This window comes from Peribacillus frigoritolerans (assembly GCF_004358755.1).
GTDB lineage: Bacteria > Bacillota > Bacilli > Bacillales > Bacillaceae > Bacillus_P.
In genome coordinates this window covers 1-19,984 of the sequence record NZ_SMZY01000012.1, presented here as the reverse complement: position 1 = coordinate 19,984, position 19,984 = coordinate 1, and the positions used below count along the sequence as shown (strand labels likewise).

Genomic DNA, 19,984 nt, shown 5'->3' with positions numbered 1-19,984 from the left:
GAAGTTAAGCTCTTTAGCGCCGATGGTAGTTGGGGGTTTCCCCCTGTGAGAGTAGGACGTTGCCAGGCACGCATAAAAGAAGAACAGCAGAGATGCTGTTCTTTTTTTGTATAAAAAAAGGAGAATGTCAAGGGCAATTGATGGAGACTGGGGTTGGTGCACTTACCCCTTTCCCCACAATTCATTCAAAAACGCAAGCGTAAACTGAGGTATTTTCTCTTTCGTGATTTCAAGAAATCGGACGATGAAAACATAATCGTCCTGTGAATGGCTTAGCATCAGTTCATACCACCACTCGGTTTCATATCGTGAGATCATGCTTAAGTTATACAGTAATAAGTAATGAGCCATAAATTCAGGCAATCCATTAAGATCGTTCAAAGATGCAGGCAAGGTATAATCGTCTGTTTGTCCATTGTACAGAAATGGCAGACTGTAGAAAGCGCTGAAGCGTTCTGGCAGATGACAAGTGATGCTGTGATCAGAATAGCTTTCACCGCTTAATTGAAAATGATAATTTAGGTATTCAAGCAGCCTTTCCGGTGTCATATGATAAGAGGCTGCCGCTTCAACTGGAATATGTATTTGCTTGTTTTCATAATGGGATGCAATATGAACGTTCTTCTCTTTATGTCTGCTGAATAAATCGCTTAGTTCAGGTATTCTTTTTAAAAGCTCCTGCATGGAGTACTTATCATTTTCTACATGTTCAAGCTTAAATAAATGAGACGCTGCGTGAGCAAATAAACCATTTCTCTGTATCTTCACTTCATCCTGCAAAAAGCGGTATTGCTGTTTTTTCCGTTTTCTTGTTGAGACTCCATGTGCAAGAACGGATGAAGCTGCGGGATATTCAGGATCTAATGTTAAAATACATGATTTCATAAGCTGAGACATTCCGTAGAACAGGAGCATAGGCTGTACAGGCAGTGCGGCACTTGCAGATGAAAGATAAAAGTTTTCAGCATGCTTTAGGTGGTAAACAAAAGGATAGCTGTTTTGATAGGATAATTCGGCAGGTGTTGGCTGCTGATTTTTTTTATAACATTTTTCCAAAAATTTTTGGACCGTTTCTGTTGATTGATATGATTTTAACTGGTTCCAGACGTCTGTTTTCATCATCCTGCAGCTCCCCTTTCTTTTTTCTAAATTTTTAAACTCTTTTGCCTGTTCTTGACAGTGGGTTGGCTAGTTGTTAATCTACTAATAATATTTTGCCGTTAAGAGGGGGATTTAATGATGTGGGAAAGTAAATTTTTAAAAGAAGGCTTAACGTTTGATGATGTATTGCTTGTACCGGCTAAGTCCGAGGTTCTTCCAAGAGACGTAAACTTAAGTGTGAATTTAACACCAACATTAAAGCTGAATGTCCCAATCATTAGTGCCGGAATGGATACTGTTACTGAAGCTCAGCTTGCGATTGCGATGGCAAGACAAGGCGGAATGGGCATCATTCACAAGAACATGTCCATTGAACAGCAGGCAGAGCAGGTTGATAAGGTAAAACGTTCTGAAAGAGGCGTTATTACAAATCCATTCTTTTTAACTCCGGATCATCAAGTTTTTGATGCAGAGCATTTAATGGGTAAATACCGCATTTCAGGTGTACCTGTAGTAAATAATGTGGATGAGCAGAAGCTTGTAGGCATTATTACAAATCGTGACATGAGATTTATTCAAGACTTCTCGATCAAGATCTCTGATGTGATGACGAAAGAAAACTTAGTAACGGCAGACGTCGGAACAACTCTAAAAGAAGCAGAAAGCATTTTGCAAAAGCATAAAATTGAAAAACTTCCGCTGGTTGATGACCAGGGTGTTTTAAAAGGATTAATCACGATTAAAGATATCGAAAAAGTAATTGAGTTCCCGCATTCAGCAAAAGATGAGCATGGACGTTTGCTTGTCGGTGCTGCAGTAGGCGTTACGGCAGATACCATGCTTCGTGTTAAAAAGCTGGTTGAGGCTAACGTTGATGCAATTGTGCTAGATACAGCCCACGGCCACTCAAAGGGCGTTATCGATATGGTCAGAACGATCAGAAACGAATACCCTGATCTGAATATTATTGCAGGAAATGTTGCAACAGCTGCCGCTACAAGAGAACTTGCAGAAGCTGGAGCAAACGTCGTTAAGGTAGGCATCGGACCTGGTTCTATTTGTACAACCCGTGTTGTAGCAGGTGTAGGTGTACCTCAAATCACAGCTGTTTATGATTGTGCGACGGAAGCACGCAAGCTAGGCATTACTATTATCGCAGATGGCGGAATTAAATATTCAGGCGATATCGTAAAAGCATTAGCATCAGGCGGTCATGCCGTTATGCTTGGCAGTCTTCTGGCAGGTACGTCAGAAAGCCCGGGCGAAACAGAAATTTACCAGGGAAGACGATTTAAGGTCTACCGTGGCATGGGTTCTGTAGGCGCGATGGAAAAAGGAAGCAAAGACCGTTATTTCCAGGAAGACAACAAGAAATTTGTTCCGGAAGGCATTGAAGGCAGAACTCCTTATAAAGGACCTCTTTCAGATACGATTTATCAGCTGGTCGGCGGTATTCGCTCTGGTATGGGATATTGCGGAACGGCAAACTTAGAAGAGCTTCGGGAGAATTCACAGTTTGTCCGCATGACGGGTGCAGGTCTTCGCGAAAGCCATCCTCACGACGTTCAAATTACAAAAGAATCACCGAACTATTCGCTTTCATAAGCGCTTCTAGGTCGATTTACCTGAAATGTAATACAATGTTCAATCTTTAGGACAGAGTCTCAGACTCTGTCTATTTTTTTTGATCATAGTGTGATAAAATCGACTTTGTTGTTTGTCACTCAGGTCAATAATTGAATATAAAAATAGATAAAAAAACGGTGGAGGTTATGAATTTGAGCAACATGAAGTTTAAGCGTTTGCTGTCCGTGCTGTTAGCTGCGGTTCTGGCAATAACAGTTGTTTTGCCGGCAGCACAGGCATCTGCGGCAGAAAATGATGCAGTTGGAGTTAATGCAAAAGGTGCAATTTTAGTAGAAGCGTCTACAGGTAAAATTCTATACGGGAAAAATGCAGACGACCTGCTTCCGATTGCAAGTATGGCTAAAATCATGACAGAATACTTAGTTCTTGAAGCAGTCGATAAAGGGAAAATCAAGTGGGATCAAACATACACCCCAAGTGATTATGTCTATAGAATTTCACAAAACCGCGGACTGTCAAACGTCCCATTACGAAAAGACGGTACATACAATGTGAAAGAGCTTTATGAAGCGATGAGCATCTATTCTGCAAACGGAGCAGCTATTGCTTTAGCAGAAATCGTTTCAGGATCTGAGTCTAATTTCGTAAAATTAATGAATGAAAAAGCTAAAGAGCTTGGTCTTAAAAACTTCGAATTTGTGAACTCAACTGGTTTAGAAAATGGAGATCTAGCAGGAATGCATCCTGATGGCACGACAGCAGATGCCGAGAATAAAATGTCAGCACGCGATATGGCGCTGCTTTCTCAAAAATTAATAAATGATTATCCAGAAGTATTAGAGGCAGCAAGTACTCCGAGAAAAGTATTCAGAGAAGGCACAGAAGATGCAATCAAAATGGATAACTGGAACTGGATGCTTGAAGGTTTATTATTTGAAACAGAAGGTGTAGACGGTTTAAAAACAGGTTCTACTAAATCAGCAGGTTCTTCGTTTACAGCGACTGCTGAACGAAACGGCATGCGCATTATTACTGTCGTCTTAAACGCTGCAAGTGATGACGGCACCCTTCATACTCCTCGTTTTAAAGAAACGAAAAAAATGATCGATTATGCTTATAACAATTTTAAGATGGAAGAAGTTTATCCTGAAAACTACCAAATCAAAAATAAATCTGACCTCTCCGTTGTGAAAGGGAAAGAAAAAGAAGTAGCTGTAGCAACAAAAGAACCGCTTAATCTAGTTGTTAAGAATGGTGAAAAAGAATCATATGAGCCAAATTATGTATTTGATCAAAAGAAGGTCAATGCAGATAATGAAGTACAGGCTCCTGTCAAAAAAGGCGAAAAAATCGGCTATATGACAGTAAAGTACAAAGGTGAAGGCCAAGATTTGGGCTTCTTAGAAGAAAAAAGCGACGCTAATGTTGATATCGTCACAAAAAGCGGTGTTGAAAAAGCCAATTGGTTTGTTTTATCCATGAGAGGAATCGGCGGATTCTTCGGCGGTCTTTGGGGAACAGTGACGGACACTGTGACAGGCTGGTTTTAATTGAAAGAGAAGACTTACTCAATATGAGTAAGTCTTTTTTACATATATGGATATATTAGGATTAAAACTGGCGGCTCCGCTTATCTTTGTGCGAATTGTTTTAATAATCCCTTTAATTTTGATATGATTTTTTAATAACTTAGGATAGAATAAGCTATATGTGCAAAATGAAATTTTACATAATATGAGGGGGATATAGAATGAATAACACAGGTACAGATCGTGTAAAACGCGGAATGGCAGAAATGCAAAAAGGCGGCGTCATTATGGACGTAGTCAATGCAGAGCAAGCAAAGATCGCTGAGGAAGCTGGAGCAGTTGCTGTAATGGCACTTGAGCGCGTTCCTGCTGACATTCGTGCTGCAGGCGGAGTTGCCCGTATGGCAGATCCTACAATTGTTGAAGAAGTAATGAAGGCTGTAACGGTTCCAGTTATGGCAAAAGCACGTATTGGCCACATCGTTGAAGCTCGCATATTAGAAGCAATGGGTGTCGATTACATTGATGAAAGTGAAGTATTGACCCCTGCTGATGAAGAGTATCATTTAAATAAACGTGATTATACAGTTCCCTTTGTTTGCGGATGCCGTGATTTAGGGGAAGCTACTAGACGTATTGCTGAGGGTGCTTCTATGCTCCGCACAAAAGGCGAGCCTGGTACAGGAAATATCGTTGAGGCTGTTCGCCACATGCGTAAAGTAAATGGCCAAGTGCGCAGAATCATTGGAATGAGCACGGATGAATTAATGACAGAAGCGAAGCTGTTAGGCGCGCCTTATGAGCTTCTTCTTCAAATCAAGCATGAGGGACGCCTTCCGGTTGTAAACTTTGCAGCAGGCGGAATTGCAACTCCGGCAGATGCTGCTCTAATGATGCAATTAGGAGCAGACGGTGTATTCGTAGGTTCAGGTATCTTCAAATCTGAAAACCCTGCAAAATTTGCCCGTGCGATCGTTGAAGCAACAACTCACTATCAGGATTATGAACTGATTGCAAGTCTTTCAAAGGGACTTGGAACAGCAATGAAAGGCATTGAGATCTCAACTTTGCTTCCTGAGAACAGAATGCAAGAGCGCGGCTGGTAATGATAAAGGAGTAGAATACAATGCTTAAAATTGGTGTATTAGGCCTTCAAGGTGCTGTAAGAGAACATATCCGATCAATAGAGGCAAGCGGTGCAGAAGGAGTCGTAGTTAAGCGTCCTGAGCAGCTTGATGAACTGGACGGACTCATTATGCCGGGCGGAGAGAGCACAACGATGCGCCGCCTGATTGATAAATATGAGTTCATGGGTCCGCTGAAAGCCTTCGCTGAGCAGGGAAAACCGATGTTTGGAACCTGTGCCGGCTTAATTCTTCTTGCTAAAAACATTGTGGGTTACAGCGAAGGACATCTTGGAGTAATGGATGTTACCGTTGAGAGAAACTCATTTGGGCGTCAGCGTGAAAGCTTTGAAGCAGAACTGAACATTACGGATGTTGCTGAAGATTTCGTTGGTGTGTTTATCAGGGCTCCTCATATTGTCGAAGTTGGAGAAGATGTGGAGATTCTGTCTAAGCATAACGGAAGAATCGTTGCAGCGCGTCAAGGACAGTTCCTGGGCTGTTCGTTTCATCCAGAATTAACAGATGATCACCGGATGACTGGGCTGTTTGTGCGCATGGTTGAAAATACAAAAGCAAAATTAAGTGTATAAAAACCTTGCAACCGTATCAAACTTGTAGTAAATTATGAATTACTTAATTGAACATGAAAAACATGACGACAGGAAATAGTAGCAAGTGCTTCTTTCTTAGAGAGCCGGTGGCTGGTGAAAATCGGTGTTAGATCCTTGTGAATCCATCCTTGAATGAGATGTTGAAATCTTCGGAGAGTAGACATGTCCGGTACAGGCCGTTATCCTGCTTAAGAGGAAGGCAATCTGCCTTCAATTAGGGTGGCAACGCGGATATAACTTCCGTCCCTTTACCAGGGGACGGGAGTTTTTTATTTGCAAAAAAACATAAAGAGGAGTTTTGTCATGCTGGATATTAAATATTTGCGCGCTAACTTTGAAGAAGTAAAAGAAAAGCTGTCTCATCGCGGAGAGGATTTAGGCGACTTCAGCAAGTTCGAGGAGCTTGACCAAAAACGCCGTGAACTGATTTCAAAAGTAGAAGGCTTTAAAAGCAAACGAAATGAAGTTTCAGGGCAAATTGCTGTTTTAAAGCGTGAAAAACAAGATGCCGATCATTTAATAAAAGAAATGCGTGAAGTTGGCGACCGCGTGAAAGAAATGGACGATGAGCTTCGCCAGGTTGAGGCAGAGCTTGAAACGTTAATGCTGTCTATTCCTAATATCCCGCATGAAAGTGTGCCTGTAGGCGAAACGGAAGACGATAATATTCTTCACCGTGAATGGGGAGAAGTCCCTGCATTCTCATTTGAACCAAAACCACACTGGGATGTTGCCGATCACCTTGAGATCTTAGATTTTGAACGTGCGGGTAAAGTAACCGGCAGCCGTTTTGTTTTTTACCGCGGCTTAGGTGCACGTCTCGAGCGTGCACTGATTAGTTTTATGCTTGATTTGCACATCGATGAACACGGCTATACAGAAGTGCTGCCTCCGTATATCGTAAATCGTGACAGCATGACTGGAACAGGCCAGCTGCCTAAATTTGAAGAAGATGCATTTAAAATTGCGGGCGAAGATTACTTCTTAATTCCTACAGCTGAAGTGCCTGTAACCAACATGCACCGTGAAGAGATTCTCTCTATCGATCAGCTTCCGGTCAATTATGCGGCTTACAGCTCTTGCTTCCGTTCTGAGGCTGGCTCTGCAGGAAGAGATACTAGAGGATTAATCCGCCAGCATCAGTTTAATAAAGTAGAGCTTGTGAAATTTGTTAAACCTGAAGATTCTTATGATGAGCTTGAAAAACTGACAGGACATGCAGAGAAAGTTCTTCAGCTTTTGGGTCTGCCTTATCGTGTGCTTAGAATGTGTACAGCAGATCTTGGATTTACGGCTGCAAAGAAATATGACATTGAAGTATGGATACCGAGCCAGGAAACATACCGCGAAATATCATCTTGCAGTAATTTTGAAGCCTTCCAGGCGCGTCGCGCAGGAATCCGTTTTAGACGTGAGCCTAAAGGAAAACCTGAATTTGTTCATACACTGAACGGATCTGGTCTTGCGATTGGCAGAACAGTTGCCGCCATCCTCGAGAATTATCAGCAGGAGGATGGAACTGTTGTTATTCCTGAAGTATTGCGTCCATATATGGGGAATAGAGAAGTCATTTCACGATAATAATAACCATTCAAGAAGGGGCTAAAATCCGTTTTGGCCCTTCCTTAAATTTTTTTGAAAAAGTTTTTTAGAATCGTTGACAAGCCCAAAATCAATATGTTATATTAATTCTTGTCAGCAGGGAGGTATACCCAAGTCCGGCTGAAGGGATCGGTCTTGAAAACCGACAGGGGAGTCAAATCCCGCGGGGGTTCGAATCCCTCTACCTCCTCCATATTACATATAAAATCCAATGTTTAGCGCATAAGTATTGGAGATTGATAAAACCTGCAGCATACATTGCTGCAGGTTTTTTGTATAGATTTTTTGCTTAATACAAAAAAAAACTTCAAAAAAAATAACCGATGTAAACCGGTTATTTTTTAAGTAATCTTGTCTGCTCGATAAAATGTCCGACACGCTCGACAATCGGTTCAATTGAACCTTCGTTTGCCATAATGTCATAATCGTTTATGTTCAGTCGCAAAACAGGACATGCGTTAAAATTATTGATCCAATCCTCATAGCGGCGGTGCATCTCTTCCCAATATGCAATTGGAGTCTGCTGCTCCATCGGACGTCCGCGTTCTTTGATGCGGGATAAAATATCCTCAAGGCTGCCTTCTAAATAAATCAATAGATCAGGATGAGGGAAGTAAGGTGTCATGACCATTGCATCGAATAAATTCGTGTATGTTTCATAATCCACTTCTGTCATTGTGCCTTTTTCATAATGCATTTTGGCAAAAATGCCGGTGTCTTCATATATCGATCGATCTTGGATAAAGCCTCCGCCGTATTCAAAAATCCGCTTTTGCTCTTTGAATCTTTCAGCAAGGAAATAGATTTGCAGATGAAAGCTCCATCTTTCAAAATCTGCATAAAATTTATCAAGATAAGGGTTTGTATCTACTTTTTCAAATGAGGTGCGGAAATTAAGTGCATTTGCAAGAGCATTTGTCATCGTTGATTTTCCTACACCGACTGTTCCTGCAATGGTAATGACGGCATTGTGGGGAATGCTGTATTTCTCTCTCAAGTTCATTTACTGGTAACTCCTTCATGTAAAGATTCATCCAGGCGTTTAAATATATAGGTTAAATCTTTTTCGTTTTGTACAAAATCAAGCTCATCTCCGCTGAATCTCAGTACGGGGATGGATGGGTGTTCTTTTTCCCATTGTGACATGGCCACTTCGTAATCCTCTGATAACTGCTTTAAATAGCCGGGATCGATCTTTTTCTCGATCTCCCTTCCGCGCATATCAATGCGGTTAAGCAATGTATCAAGACTTGCATTCAAGTAAATGATCAAGTTCGGCTTTGGCATGTCGCTTGTTAAAATTGAATAAATATCAAGGTATTTATCGTATTGTTCATTTTTAAGAGTGCGCTTTGCGAAAATAAGATTTTTATAAATATGATAATCTGCCACAACAGGCTGACTCTTTTTCAAAAATAACTGTGCAATATCTTCAAGCTGTTTATATCGATTACACAGGAAGAACATTTCTGTCTGGAAACTCCACTCTTCAATGTTTTCATAAAATTTGCCGAGAAACGGATTCTCATCCACAATCTCTTTCAGCAAATGAAATTGATAGTGTTCTGCTATCGCTCGTGCAAGCGAAGTTTTCCCAACGCCGATCGGTCCTTCCACGGTAATAAACGGTACGCCATTCATCACGGGTCCTCCTACGCAAAAAAATCTATCAAAACAGACAAATTTTATTGTATCACAGTGACAATATGAAAAGAGTAAGCTTTTTACAAAAAAGAAAAGTTTCCAATTATCCTCTCATAGTTGTACAGGTTTTATGCGGATGCACTAGGGGTTGCATCATTGCAGAAAAGCGTTATAGCTTTACTCAGCACTCTTGCTTCCATCTCTGCTTTTTCCGTATGATGTATTCGGAATAGTAATAATATTCATAAAATGGAGGGGTTTATATGCGTGAGGAAACAGCAGCGATGGACAGTCAGGTTGAAGATTTTTTTCCGGTGAAAGATGTTGATTATCTGGAAATGTATTCAGGCAATGCCAAGCAGTCGGCTCACTATTTCTGTACAGCCTTCGGTTTTAAAATCGTCGCTTATTCAGGACTTGAGACAGGGAACAGGGAAACTGTATCCTATGTGCTGCAGCAGCAGAAAGTACGCTTAGTTATTACAGGTTCTTTAAATGATACCTCACGCGTAGCTGAATTCGTCAAGAAGCATGGGGACGGTGTCAGAGACATTGCTTTAGTCGTTGATAATATTGAAAAGGCTTACAACGAAGCTGTATCTAGAGGAGCTATTGCGATTACACCGCCATTTGAGCTGAAGGATGAACAAGGATCCGTTAAAAAAGCCGTAATCGGTACATACGGAGACACCATCCATTCTTTAATAGAGAGAAAAGAATACAAGGGTGCATTTATGCCGGGGTTTGAAGCGGCTGAAATGAAAATTCCTTATACAGAAGCAGGAATCATTGGAGTCGACCATGTTGTCGGAAATGTAGAGAGCATGCAGGAATGGGTTTCTTATTATGAAAAAGTTATGGGTTTTAAAGAAATGCGCCATTTTACAGATTCAGATATCAGCACAGAATATTCATCTCTTATGTCGAAGGTTATGCATAATGGAGGGCGGATTAAATTTCCTATAAATGAACCTGCAGAGGGAAAACGCAAATCACAAATTCAGGAGTACCTTGAGTTCTATAAAGGACCAGGTGTACAGCATCTTGCGATTTTAACAGAAGATATTGTATCTACAGTAGCTATTCTAAAGAAAAATGGCGTGGAATTCCTGAATACGCCTGAGACTTATTATGAAACCCTCAGCGAACGTGTCGGAGACATTGATGAAGAGATTGATAAGCTGAAAGAACTAAATATTTTAGTAGACCGTGACGATGAAGGGTATTTGCTGCAGATTTTCACCAAGCCGATTGTCGACCGTCCGACAGTCTTTATAGAAGTGATTCAGAGAAAAGGAGCGAAAGGCTTCGGGGATGGCAATTTTAAAGCGCTTTTTGAATCCATCGAGCGGGAGCAGGAGCGACGCGGTAATTTATAAATACTTAATCCCCATGAAAGCAAGGTGATAAAGATGGATGTCATGCCCGAATCGCTTCACTGGAAAGACGCCTATAAATTAATGATTGGCTCGATCTTGCCAAGGCCTATCGCTTTCGTGTCGACTATTGATGAAAAAGGAGCGGCAAACTTGGCTCCGTTCAGCTTTTTTACCGCGATCTCAGCAGAACCGATGATGGTTTGTTTCTCTCCTATGAGAAAAGGGACAGATGGATCTAAAAAAGATACTCTCATCAATATTGAAAACACGAAGGAATTTGTCATCAATATTGTGAGTGAGCAGATAGCAGAACAAATGAATCGCTGCGCAGGAGATTTTGAACCGGAAGTGGATGAATTTATTCAAAGCGGGCTGACGAAGGCAAAAAGCAAGACAGTTGCCCCTCCTCGCGTAAAAGAAAGCCTGGTTCACCTGGAATGCGGGCTGCATGAAGTCTTGCATTTTGGAGAGAAAGCGGGATCAGGCAGTCTTGTCATTGGCAAGGTGAGGCATATCCATGTTGATGATGGTCTTTTCTATGAAGGGAAAATTGACTCTGATCAATTAAAGCCGATCGGGCGTCTTGCCGGACACATGTATACAAAACCAATGACAGATACGTTTGAGATTATAAGAAGGTGAAATCTAAATGAAGTTTGTGACATTTCAAACCGGGTCCGGCAGACAGGCAGCGGGATGGCTTCAGGGAGATGATCTGGTCATTGATATGCATGCTGTCAGCCATGGTTTCCTGCCCAAATCTATTCAAGAATTTTTAGCAGAGCATGATCGATATCTGCCATCTATTCATGCCATGAATCCGTTTAAAGAGGAGGAACAGGGGGTTTACAGGCTTTCAGAGGTGAAGCTGTCCGCGCCTATTCCGAGGCCGGTGAGCATTCGCGATTTTTATGCATTTGAAGACCATGTGAAAACCGCCCGCCGGAAAAGAGGACTTGATGTCATTCCAGAGTGGTATCAATTTCCGGTGTTTTATTTTACAAATCACCTGGCAGTGAAGGGTCCAGATGAATGGATTGAAGTGCCTCCGGGCTGCGAGGCGCTTGATTATGAACTTGAGATTGCCTGTGTTATTGGAAAGGAAGGGAGTGACATCCCGGCAAGTGAAGCAGACGCATATATTTTTGGATACTGCATCATGAATGACTGGAGTGCGCGTGATCTTCAAAGAGAAGAAATGAAAGTGGGTCTTGGTCCTGCGAAAGGAAAGGATTTCGCGACCTCGCTTGGACCATACCTTGTGTCAAAACAGGAGCTTCAACCACATAAGACTGGAGACCGGTATGATTTAACGATGAAAGCGGCTGTTAATGGAAAAGTGATATCAAAAGGGAATTTAAAAGATATCTACTATTCATTTGCCCAAATGGTTGAACGGGCTTCTGCAGGGGTCACCTTATATCCGGGGGAAGTGATTGGTTCAGGGACCGTTGGAACCGGGTGTATTCTAGAGCTTGGGGAAGAAGTGCATCGATATTTAAGACCGGGAGATGAGGTCGAATTAACAATAGAAGGTCTGGGCTCGCTGAAAAATAAAATTGCAGCTAAAAGCAGGTGAGAGCATGTATTATCGCGCGTTAGGCAAAATCCCGCATAAGAGACATACAATGTTTAAAAAAGAAGACGGAAGCCTTTACCGGGAGCAAGTTATGGGGACGAAGGGGTTTTCAGGCACACAATCCATTCTGTATCATCATTACATGCCTACAGAGGTAGCGAAATCAGAGCTTCTTCATTCCTATCTTCCTGAATATGAACAGATGGATTCTTTGAAGCACAGGCATTTCTTTACAGACGCTCTGCAATCTAAGGGGGATGCTTTTGAGGCTAGAGAGTATATCCTTGGAAATGACGACCTCTTAATAGGCACAGTTCTTGCAGAAAAGCCGATGGAATCCTATTACCGGAATGGTGATGGAGATGAACTGCTTTTTGTCCATTTTGGGAATGGAACGATTGAGACAATGTTCGGAGTCATCACATACCGTCCTGGTGATTACATTAACATCCCAATCGGCACTATCTATCGTGTTGTTCCTGAAGCGGAAACAAAGATCCTTTTTATCGAATCGTTTAGCCAGATTACAACTCCTAAACGATACCGGAATGAATACGGCCAGCTTTTAGAGCATAGTCCGTTTTGCGAAAGAGATTTTCGGGGGCCGGAACAGCTTCTGACGTTTGAAGCAAGAGGCGAGTTTGAAGTGCTGACGAAATCCAGGGGCTATATGCATAAGCATACCTTTAACCACCATCCTTTTGATGTAGCGGGGTGGGACGGCTACTTGTATCCGTGGGCATTTAATATCGAGGATTTTGAACCGATTACAGGACGGATTCATCAGCCCCCGCCTGTTCATCAAACATTTGAAGGCCATAATTTCGTTGTCTGCTCCTTCGTGCCGAGAATGTACGATTATCATCCTGAATCAATTCCGGCGCCTTACTATCACAGTAATGTCAACAGCGATGAACTGCTTTACTATGTAGAAGGAAATTTTATGAGCCGAAAAGGGATCAAACAGGGGTCCATTACGCTTCATCCGAGCGGAATACCGCATGGACCTCATCCTGGAAAAACGGAAGCAAGCATCAGGAAAAAAGAAGCACTTGAGCTTGCAGTGATGATTGATACGTTCCGTCCGCTTAAAATCGTCAAACAGGCTAAAAAAATAGAAGATGGCGATTATATGTATACATGGGTTGAAAAATAAGAAAAGCGCAAGCGCCCGTTCTGGCCGAGGAGCCTGAGCGATTCCGCTCGCCATCGAAGCGTAAAATTTTATACTTTCTTATCTCATAAAAAAGCAGCCGGATCAGGCTGCTTTTTATGTTGGTGTTTTGACAACGTCGAAGTTATCTGCAATCAATAACCAGTTTTGCGGGAATGAGAGCCCGAGTTTCCAATAGCTCATACCTCTCAGCTTAAGTTCTTTCATTAAATCAAATTTAGCCTGTATGGAACGTGCATCCTCAAACCAGACTTCATGCTCTCTTCCTTCTTTATCGCGATAGTTGAAGTGAGGAGCCTGAGCCTTCATATCATATTGAATGGCGACGTTATACTGACTTGCCAAGCGGATGGCCTGCTGGGGGCTGATGGCTTTTGCAAATTCTCCCCCAGGCTTAAACGGCAAGGTCCAGTCGTAACCGTATAAATTCTGCCCCATCATGATTTTATTTGCCGGTATTTCAGTCAGTGTGTACTCAAGGACATCCCGAACCGGTCCAATCGGGGAGACAGCCATTGGCGGTCCGCCGCTATAACCCCATTCGTAGGTCATCACTACTACAAAATCGACAATTTCGCCGTGTGCTTTATAGTCATGTGCCTCGTACCATTTTCCTTTTTGATCTGCACTTGTTTTAGGAGCCAGTGCCGTAGAAATGAGCCAGCCTTCTTTCTTAAAGCGGGCTTTTGCTTTTCTTAAAAAACGGTTATAGGCTTCTCTGTCTACAGGCCTTAAATACTCCATATCGAAATGGATATCGCGGAAGCCGTATTTCTTAGCGGTTTCAACGATGTTATTGAGAAGCTTATTCTGGACATCCTGATTAGTAAGAACGATTCGTCCAATTTCGTCGCTGAAACCTTCATCATCTAAATTCGTCACGATCATCATTAACGTGACTCTATTGTTTTTGGCGATATTAGCAAAGTCATTTAAGAGCGGCTCTTTTAGAGTGCCATCCTTTTGAATACGAAAGCTGAACGGTCCGAGGTAGGTTAAATAGGGCGCTGCTTCACGGGCGCTTTCTTCCAGTTCAGGACTTACCTGATTTCCGGAAGGTTCAATATAAGCGTTGAATTCAGCTTTTTGTTTTGGACGGTCGGGAATATAAAGCCTGAACCCTATTTGAAGCGGACTGTTGATCGAGATTTGGTTGACTTCAGACAATTCCTTTGGAGTTGAACCGTATCTCCTGCTGATTGACCATAAAGTATCTCCCGGCTGCACCCAGTAAAAGCGCCCTTTTATCGGAATGACGATTGTCTGGCCAATGACAAGCTGGCCTGGATTAGGTATTTCATTTGTCCGGATAATCTCTTCAGCAGTCGTGCTGTAAGCTTGGGCTATTCCATATAAAGTTTGTCCTTCCCGGACAATATGTATCTGCATATTGATTCCCCTCACTCATTCGTCATAATCTCTCTGTTACATCTTATGAAGGAACGAGCGGCAGCATGTTATATTTTTATTTGACGGGAATCGCCTATATCTGCCTGAAGGACATTTTTCATCATGCGCAGAGCATATTCATTATCTTGTTTGTCGTTTGAAGCAATACAGTCAGACGGAACGGACAGTTTATATCCCCGCATATAGGCATCATTGGCTGAAAAAAGAACACAGATATTTCCGGCTATCCCTGTCAAAATAAGATGCTTCACTTTCAGGTTGTCGAGAAGCATGTTTAAGGCAGTTCCGTAAAAGGCTGAATGCATGGGCTTAATTAAGAAATAATCCGTATCATCCGGATAGAGCTGTTTGATGATGGGCCTGCTCAATTCATTTGTGCACTTTTCAGAAATCTTTTGAAAATCAGCCTGCCATAACTTATAATGATCATTTATATAAATGATGGGACATTTTTTTGCCTGCATTCTCTTTTTTAACGAAAAAATGTTTTCAGAAACTTGTTTTGCTTCATCAGCCAGCACTTCACCATGCTTAAACTTAAAATTATTTATCATATCTATAATGAGCAGGGCACAGGTCTCTTTTTTATCCAAGCGTCATCTCTCCTTTACAGAGATTAGCTTGTGCCATAATGAATAAATCTATAAGGAGTACATGATGGATAAGGACACATTATATATGGAGCTTGCAATAAAAGAAGCATTAAAAGCAAAGACACTCGGCGAAGTTCCAATCGGTGCGGTCATCGTACATAACGATGAAATCGTAGGATCCGGCTATAATCTCAGAGAAAGTGAGCAAAGGTCGATTGCCCATGCGGAAATGATTGCGATTGATCAGGCATGCGCCTCAATGGGAACGTGGAGACTTGAGGATTCGACGCTTTACGTAACCCTTGAGCCTTGTCCGATGTGCGCTGGGGCGATTGTTCTTTCGAGAGTAAAAAGAGTGGTTTACGGCACTGCAGATCCGAAAGGCGGATGTGCGGGAACCCTTATGAATCTTCTGGATGAAAAAAGATTTAATCACCAGGTTGAGGTGACCAAAGGAGTCCTTGAAGATGAATGCGGCAATATGCTCAGTGATTTCTTCAGGGATTTAAGAAAAAAGAAAAAAGCTGAAAAGGCTGCTTCAAAAAATTTACAGTAGCTGGATATTGCATTTTTCTCTAAAAGACTATATACTAGGTTATGCGTCGTACTAAACGGCGCACCTTAATCAGGTATCAATTTTGCCGTGCTAAGCGGGGAGGTAGCGGTGCCCTGTACTCGCAATCCGCTCTAGCGAGGCCGAATCCCTTTCCCGAGGTTAGCTGTCTGTAGGGCCTGCCTTAAGTAAGTGGTGTTGACGTCTGGGTCCTGCGCAATGGGAATCCATGAACCATGTCAGGTCCGGAAGGAAGCAGCATTAAGTGGAACCTCTCATGTGCCGCAGGGTTGCCTGGGCCGAGCTAACTGCTTAAGTAACGCTTATGGACACTAATCGACGGAAGGTGCACGGCAGTTTAATTTATAATGAACAACCCATCCTCTTGCAGGGTGGGTTTTTTATTTTGTAAAGATAAGAAAGTATTTTGCGCTTCGTTGTCCAGCTTCACCTCCTAGTCCCTCGGCCAGTCGGTTCCGCTTTTCGGTGTTGTCCCCTTTGTAAAATAGTAATTCCATAAGGTATAATAGAAGAGATGAATTTGAAGGAGGGCGTTATGTGAGTTATCAGGCTTTATACCGTGTTTGGCGGCCGCAGCAATTTCATGATGTCGTAGGTCAAGAACATATTACAAGAACACTTCAAAATGCCCTGCTGCAAGAAAAATTCTCGCATGCCTATCTTTTTTCCGGACCAAGAGGAACAGGAAAAACGAGTGCGGCCAAGATTTTTGCGAAAACAGTCAATTGCGAAAAAGCTCCGGTTGCGGAACCGTGCAATGAATGTTCTGCCTGCCTTGGCATCACAGATGGTTCCATTTCCGATGTGATTGAAATAGATGCTGCTTCAAATAACGGAGTAGATGAAATACGGGATATACGCGATAAAGTAAAATATGCACCGTCTTCGGTGAAATATAAGGTTTATATCGTTGATGAAGTGCACATGCTCTCAATTGGAGCTTTCAATGCCTTGTTAAAAACGCTTGAAGAACCTCCTAAGCATGTCATCTTTATATTAGCCACGACAGAACCCCACAAAATCCCGCTGACGATTATCTCCAGGTGTCAGAGATTTGATTTCAAACGAATTACAGCGGCTGCAATTGTCGGGAGAATGCAGGAGATCATTACAGATCAGGAGATAGAAGCTGATACTGCTGCCCTTCAGGTCATAGCCAGTGCAGCGGACGGAGGAATGCGTGATGCCTTGAGTTTGCTTGATCAGGCCATTTCCTTCAGTGATGAAACCGTTACATTAGACGATGCGCTGCTCATAACAGGCTCAGTCTCACAGGCGATGATAGGCGAATTAATTTCCGCTATGTTCAATAAAAATGTATCTGGTGCTCTGCAGGCTTTAGATGAACTGATGAATCAGGGAAAGGATGCATCTAAACTTGTAGAAGATTTTATCTACTACTACCGGGATCTGCTGCTGTATCAAACAGCGCCGCAGCTTGAGGAAGTTTTAGAGCGGGTTACAGTAGATGAACAGTTTGTGGAATTATCTAAACAGATGCCTTCCGGTACCATTTATCACGCGATTGATGTGCTGAACAAAAGCCAGCAGGAAATGAAATGGACAAATCACCCGCGTATTTTCCTTGAGGTGGCAATTATTAAGCTTTCAGAGCATGAGGCAAAAGCTGTTCAGCCAGGCGGAAGTGCAAATCATACTGAGCTTGAAGCAACAGTAAAGAAACTTGCAAATGAATTAGAGCTTCTGAAAAAACAGGGAATCACAATCAGCGGACAGCAAGCCCCGCAAAGTGAACAAAAGGCCCCTAAAGCTGTCCGGAGCGGGTACAAAGTGCCAGCAGGCAGGATTCAGGAAATTCTGAAAGATGCTACTAAACAAAACCTGGCAGCTATTAAGAGCCGCTGGGGAGAGCTGCTTGATTATTTGCGCAGGCAAAACAAAGTATCACATGCGGCCCTTCTGACAGACAGTGAACCTGTAGCTGCATCAGAAACGGCATTTGTGTTAAAGTTTAAATATGAAATCCATTGTAAAATGGTAGCGGATAATAACAATCAGGTCCGCAGCAATATGGAAGCCATTCTTTTGGAATTAACGGGACGAAACATGGAAATGGTTGGCGTTCCAGAACAAGAATGGGGTAAAATAAGAGAAGATTACATACGTGATCAGCGTCAGAATGAGGACGGCGATTCCCCTGATGAAGACGAGGATCCACTCATAGCTGAAGCAAAAAAACTAGTGGGTACAGATCTCATTGAAATAAAAGATTAATATTGGAGGAGATTTATTATGAACCGTGGCGGAATGGGCAACATGCAAAAAATGATGAAACAAATGCAAAAAATGCAGAAAGATATGGCCAAAGCGCAAGAAGAACTGGCTGAAAAAACAATCGAAGGAACAGCTGGCGGCGGAATGGTCACTGTTACGATTAATGGAAACAAAGAAGTCATCGATGTAAACATTAAAGAGGAAGTTGTAGATCCGGAAGATATCGATATGCTTCAAGATTTAGTTCTTGCTGCTACAAATGACGCTCTGAAGAAAATGGATGAGCTCACAAACGATACAATGGGCAAATTCACAAAAGGCATGAACTTGCCAGGCATGTTCTAGGAGGAATGGAATGCATTATCCTGAACCGATATCAAAGCTGATTGACAGCTTTATGAAACTGCCAGGAATTGGCCCGAAGACGGCCGTTCGTCTGGCTTTTTTTGTACTGAATATGAAAGAAGATGTTGTACTGGATTTTGCAAAGGCTTTGGTCAATGCCAAAAGAAATCTCACGTACTGTTCTGTGTGCGGCCATATTACAGATCAGGATCCCTGTTATATCTGTGAAGACCAAAGAAGAGATAAAACCGTCATTTGTGTCGTTCAGGATCCAAAAGACGTCATCGCGATGGAAAAAATGAAAGAATACTCTGGACTGTATCATGTGCTTCAAGGTGCAATCTCTCCAATGGACGGCATCGGACCTGAGGATATCAAGATTCCGGAACTGCTGAAAAGACTTCAGGACGATACGGTGCAGGAAATCATACTTGCTACCAATCCAAACATTGAGGGTGAAGCAACAGCTATGTATATCTCCAGGCTATTAAAGCCGACAGGAATTAAAATAACGCGGATCGCACATGGCCTTCCTGTAGGCGGAGATCTGGAATATGCGGATGAAGTAACTTTATCAAAAGCTCTAGAAGGAAGACGCGAGCTTTAATATCGGGATGGCCGGAGAGGGGAAGTTTCATTGTTTTTTCGCAGAAAAGGCTGGCTCAGAAAAGAATATGATCAGCTGCTGGTGGATGACCTCATTTATATGAAAGATGACTGGAATCGTCAAAAACAGCTTGTTGATAAAAGTGTGGAGCCATCTCCTGAAATACTGTATGCATTAAAAGTTGCTCAATCTAAATACTTCTTCTTATTAAGAGAAGCAAAAAAGAGAAATATTACAATCGGCAAGAAATAGCTTGTTCTATTTTCACCAGGCTTTCATAGATATTTAGAAAGTAATAATGAAAGTGAGTGGTGGAATGGAACCCGTCTACGTTTTTTCCATTCTCGGAGGAATCATCATCCTGCTGCTTGTTGCGGGCGCACCGCTCAGATCCATGCGCTGGGCAGGTCAAGTGCTTGTGAAAGTTGTAATAGGTGCATTATTTTTATTTTTCATTAATGCATTTGGTACAAGCATAGGGCTGCACATCCCCATTAATCTGACGACTGCGGGTATTTCTGGATTGCTTGGTTTGCCGGGTGTTGCTGCATTAATTATTATAAAAATGGTGATCTTATCTTAGAACAGGCGGATTGTTTCGCTTGTTCTAATTTTTTTGTTGACACCCCTTAGAGGAGGTGGTATATTAATAAACGTCGCTGATGACGTTACATAAAACTTTTTAAAAAAGTTGTTGACGAAACAGAGTGATGAATGATATATTAAAGGGGTCGCTTCGAGAGAACGCGACACAAAAAGTTCTTTGAAAACTAAACAAAACCAAAAGCGTACCAAACGTTTTAAATTTTTAAGTCAGCAACAAATTGAGTCACAAATTTTCTTCGGAGAGTTTGATCCTGGCTCAGGACGAACGCTGGCGGCGTGCC

20 protein-coding genes, 1 tRNA gene, 1 rRNA gene, 1 other RNA gene and 1 other annotated feature are annotated in these 19,984 nt (G+C 42.2%); of the genes, 18 read left to right on the top strand and 5 right to left on the bottom strand.

The window, feature by feature from the left end:
* Positions 1-68: ribosomal RNA gene (gene rrf / locus E2R53_RS23875) — 5S ribosomal RNA — on the top strand; the annotation flags it as partial.
* Between the two features lie 94 nt (positions 69-162).
* On the opposite strand, the gene E2R53_RS22805 is transcribed toward rrf, so the two are convergent.
* Positions 163-1,122: a YaaC family protein gene (locus E2R53_RS22805; protein WP_133313938.1), complete on the bottom strand. Its 960-nt coding sequence runs from the start codon at positions 1,120-1,122 to the stop codon at positions 163-165.
* A 117-nt stretch (positions 1,123-1,239) separates the two neighbouring features.
* Here E2R53_RS22805 and guaB point away from each other — a divergent pair, with 117 nt between their 5' ends.
* The 6 genes from guaB (at position 1,240) to E2R53_RS22775 (ending at position 7,750) form a co-directional block, all read left to right on the top strand.
* Entirely contained in the window at positions 1,240-2,706 is a 1,467-nt protein-coding gene (gene guaB / locus E2R53_RS22800; RefSeq protein WP_070877765.1) for an IMP dehydrogenase, read from the top strand.
* Positions 2,707-2,873: 167 nt separating this feature from the next.
* The gene (locus E2R53_RS22795) at positions 2,874-4,238 is read left to right on the top strand and encodes a serine hydrolase (RefSeq protein WP_206197422.1); all 1,365 of its coding nucleotides are present in this window, start codon (positions 2,874-2,876) and stop codon (positions 4,236-4,238) included.
* A 200-nt stretch (positions 4,239-4,438) separates the two neighbouring features.
* A complete protein-coding gene (gene pdxS / locus E2R53_RS22790) occupies positions 4,439-5,323 on the top strand; it encodes a pyridoxal 5'-phosphate synthase lyase subunit PdxS (protein WP_070877763.1) in 885 nt (294 codons plus the stop codon).
* Between the two features lie 20 nt (positions 5,324-5,343).
* Positions 5,344-5,934, top strand: coding sequence for a pyridoxal 5'-phosphate synthase glutaminase subunit PdxT (gene pdxT / locus E2R53_RS22785; protein ID WP_133313937.1), 591 nt, complete (start codon positions 5,344-5,346; stop codon positions 5,932-5,934).
* Positions 5,935-5,990: 56 nt separating this feature from the next.
* Positions 5,991-6,206: a binding site (T-box leader), on the top strand.
* 52 nt (positions 6,207-6,258) lie between these two features.
* Positions 6,259-7,536 (top strand): serine--tRNA ligase, encoded by a 1,278-nt coding sequence (gene serS, locus E2R53_RS22780; RefSeq protein ID WP_133313936.1) that lies wholly within the window; start codon positions 6,259-6,261, stop codon positions 7,534-7,536.
* A gap of 121 nt (positions 7,537-7,657) precedes the next feature.
* Positions 7,658-7,750 (top strand) — tRNA-Ser (locus E2R53_RS22775).
* A 141-nt stretch (positions 7,751-7,891) separates the two neighbouring features.
* Here E2R53_RS22775 and E2R53_RS22770 read toward each other — a convergent pair.
* The gene (locus tag E2R53_RS22770) at positions 7,892-8,560 is read right to left on the bottom strand and encodes a deoxynucleoside kinase (RefSeq protein ID WP_070877760.1); all 669 of its coding nucleotides are present in this window, start codon (positions 8,558-8,560) and stop codon (positions 7,892-7,894) included.
* Positions 8,557-9,198, bottom strand: coding sequence for a deoxynucleoside kinase (locus E2R53_RS22765; RefSeq protein WP_070877759.1), 642 nt, complete (start codon positions 9,196-9,198; stop codon positions 8,557-8,559). Before E2R53_RS22765 ends, E2R53_RS22770 begins: the two co-directional genes overlap by 4 nt.
* Before the next feature lie 266 nt (positions 9,199-9,464).
* Here E2R53_RS22765 and hppD point away from each other — a divergent pair, with 266 nt between their 5' ends.
* From hppD to E2R53_RS22745, 4 genes are read left to right on the top strand one after another with little or no spacing between them, the layout of a single operon-like run.
* Positions 9,465-10,580: a 4-hydroxyphenylpyruvate dioxygenase gene (gene hppD, locus E2R53_RS22760; RefSeq protein WP_133313935.1), complete on the top strand. Its 1,116-nt coding sequence runs from the start codon at positions 9,465-9,467 to the stop codon at positions 10,578-10,580.
* A 33-nt stretch (positions 10,581-10,613) separates the two neighbouring features.
* Complete coding sequence (locus E2R53_RS22755; protein ID WP_133313934.1) at positions 10,614-11,222, top strand: flavin reductase family protein; 609 nt, start codon at positions 10,614-10,616, stop codon at positions 11,220-11,222.
* Between the two features lie 7 nt (positions 11,223-11,229).
* On the top strand, positions 11,230-12,159 hold the full coding sequence (locus E2R53_RS22750) for a fumarylacetoacetate hydrolase family protein (RefSeq protein ID WP_133313933.1): 930 nt from the start codon (positions 11,230-11,232) through the stop codon (positions 12,157-12,159).
* Positions 12,160-12,163: 4 nt separating this feature from the next.
* Positions 12,164-13,315, top strand: a complete 1,152-nt coding sequence (locus tag E2R53_RS22745) for a homogentisate 1,2-dioxygenase (protein ID WP_133313932.1) — start codon at positions 12,164-12,166, stop codon at positions 13,313-13,315.
* Positions 13,316-13,429: 114 nt separating this feature from the next.
* Here the strand turns inward: E2R53_RS22745 and E2R53_RS22740 are convergent, their stop codons facing one another.
* Together E2R53_RS22740 and E2R53_RS22735 are read right to left on the bottom strand one after the other, a co-directional pair.
* Positions 13,430-14,722: a LysM peptidoglycan-binding domain-containing protein gene (locus E2R53_RS22740; protein WP_133313931.1), complete on the bottom strand. Its 1,293-nt coding sequence runs from the start codon at positions 14,720-14,722 to the stop codon at positions 13,430-13,432.
* 68 nt (positions 14,723-14,790) lie between these two features.
* Positions 14,791-15,336, bottom strand: a complete 546-nt coding sequence (locus tag E2R53_RS22735) for an isochorismatase family cysteine hydrolase (RefSeq protein WP_133313930.1) — start codon at positions 15,334-15,336, stop codon at positions 14,791-14,793.
* A gap of 64 nt (positions 15,337-15,400) precedes the next feature.
* On the opposite strand from E2R53_RS22735, the gene tadA reads away from it, so the two are divergent.
* The 7 genes from tadA to E2R53_RS22700 all read left to right on the top strand — a co-directional run bounded on the left by tadA (position 15,401) and on the right by E2R53_RS22700 (position 19,680).
* Positions 15,401-15,892 carry a tRNA adenosine(34) deaminase TadA gene (gene tadA, locus E2R53_RS22730; RefSeq protein WP_133313939.1) on the top strand — a complete coding sequence of 164 codons (492 nt, stop codon included), beginning with the start codon at positions 15,401-15,403 and terminating at the stop codon, positions 15,890-15,892.
* An 85-nt stretch (positions 15,893-15,977) separates the two neighbouring features.
* Positions 15,978-16,243, top strand: an RNA gene (ffs, locus tag E2R53_RS22725) — signal recognition particle sRNA large type.
* A 204-nt stretch (positions 16,244-16,447) separates the two neighbouring features.
* The gene (gene dnaX, locus E2R53_RS22720; RefSeq protein ID WP_133313929.1) at positions 16,448-18,145 is read left to right on the top strand and encodes a DNA polymerase III subunit gamma/tau; all 1,698 of its coding nucleotides are present in this window, start codon (positions 16,448-16,450) and stop codon (positions 18,143-18,145) included.
* Between the two features lie 18 nt (positions 18,146-18,163).
* Complete coding sequence (locus E2R53_RS22715) at positions 18,164-18,490, top strand: YbaB/EbfC family nucleoid-associated protein (RefSeq protein ID WP_070875718.1); 327 nt, start codon at positions 18,164-18,166, stop codon at positions 18,488-18,490.
* A gap of 10 nt (positions 18,491-18,500) precedes the next feature.
* The gene (recR, locus tag E2R53_RS22710; protein WP_133313928.1) at positions 18,501-19,097 is read left to right on the top strand and encodes a recombination mediator RecR; all 597 of its coding nucleotides are present in this window, start codon (positions 18,501-18,503) and stop codon (positions 19,095-19,097) included.
* 30 nt (positions 19,098-19,127) lie between these two features.
* Positions 19,128-19,349: a YaaL family protein gene (locus E2R53_RS22705; RefSeq protein WP_070875720.1), complete on the top strand. Its 222-nt coding sequence runs from the start codon at positions 19,128-19,130 to the stop codon at positions 19,347-19,349.
* 64 nt (positions 19,350-19,413) lie between these two features.
* Positions 19,414-19,680: a pro-sigmaK processing inhibitor BofA family protein gene (locus E2R53_RS22700; RefSeq protein WP_070875721.1), complete on the top strand. Its 267-nt coding sequence runs from the start codon at positions 19,414-19,416 to the stop codon at positions 19,678-19,680.
* Positions 19,681-19,984: the final 304 nt, after the last annotated feature.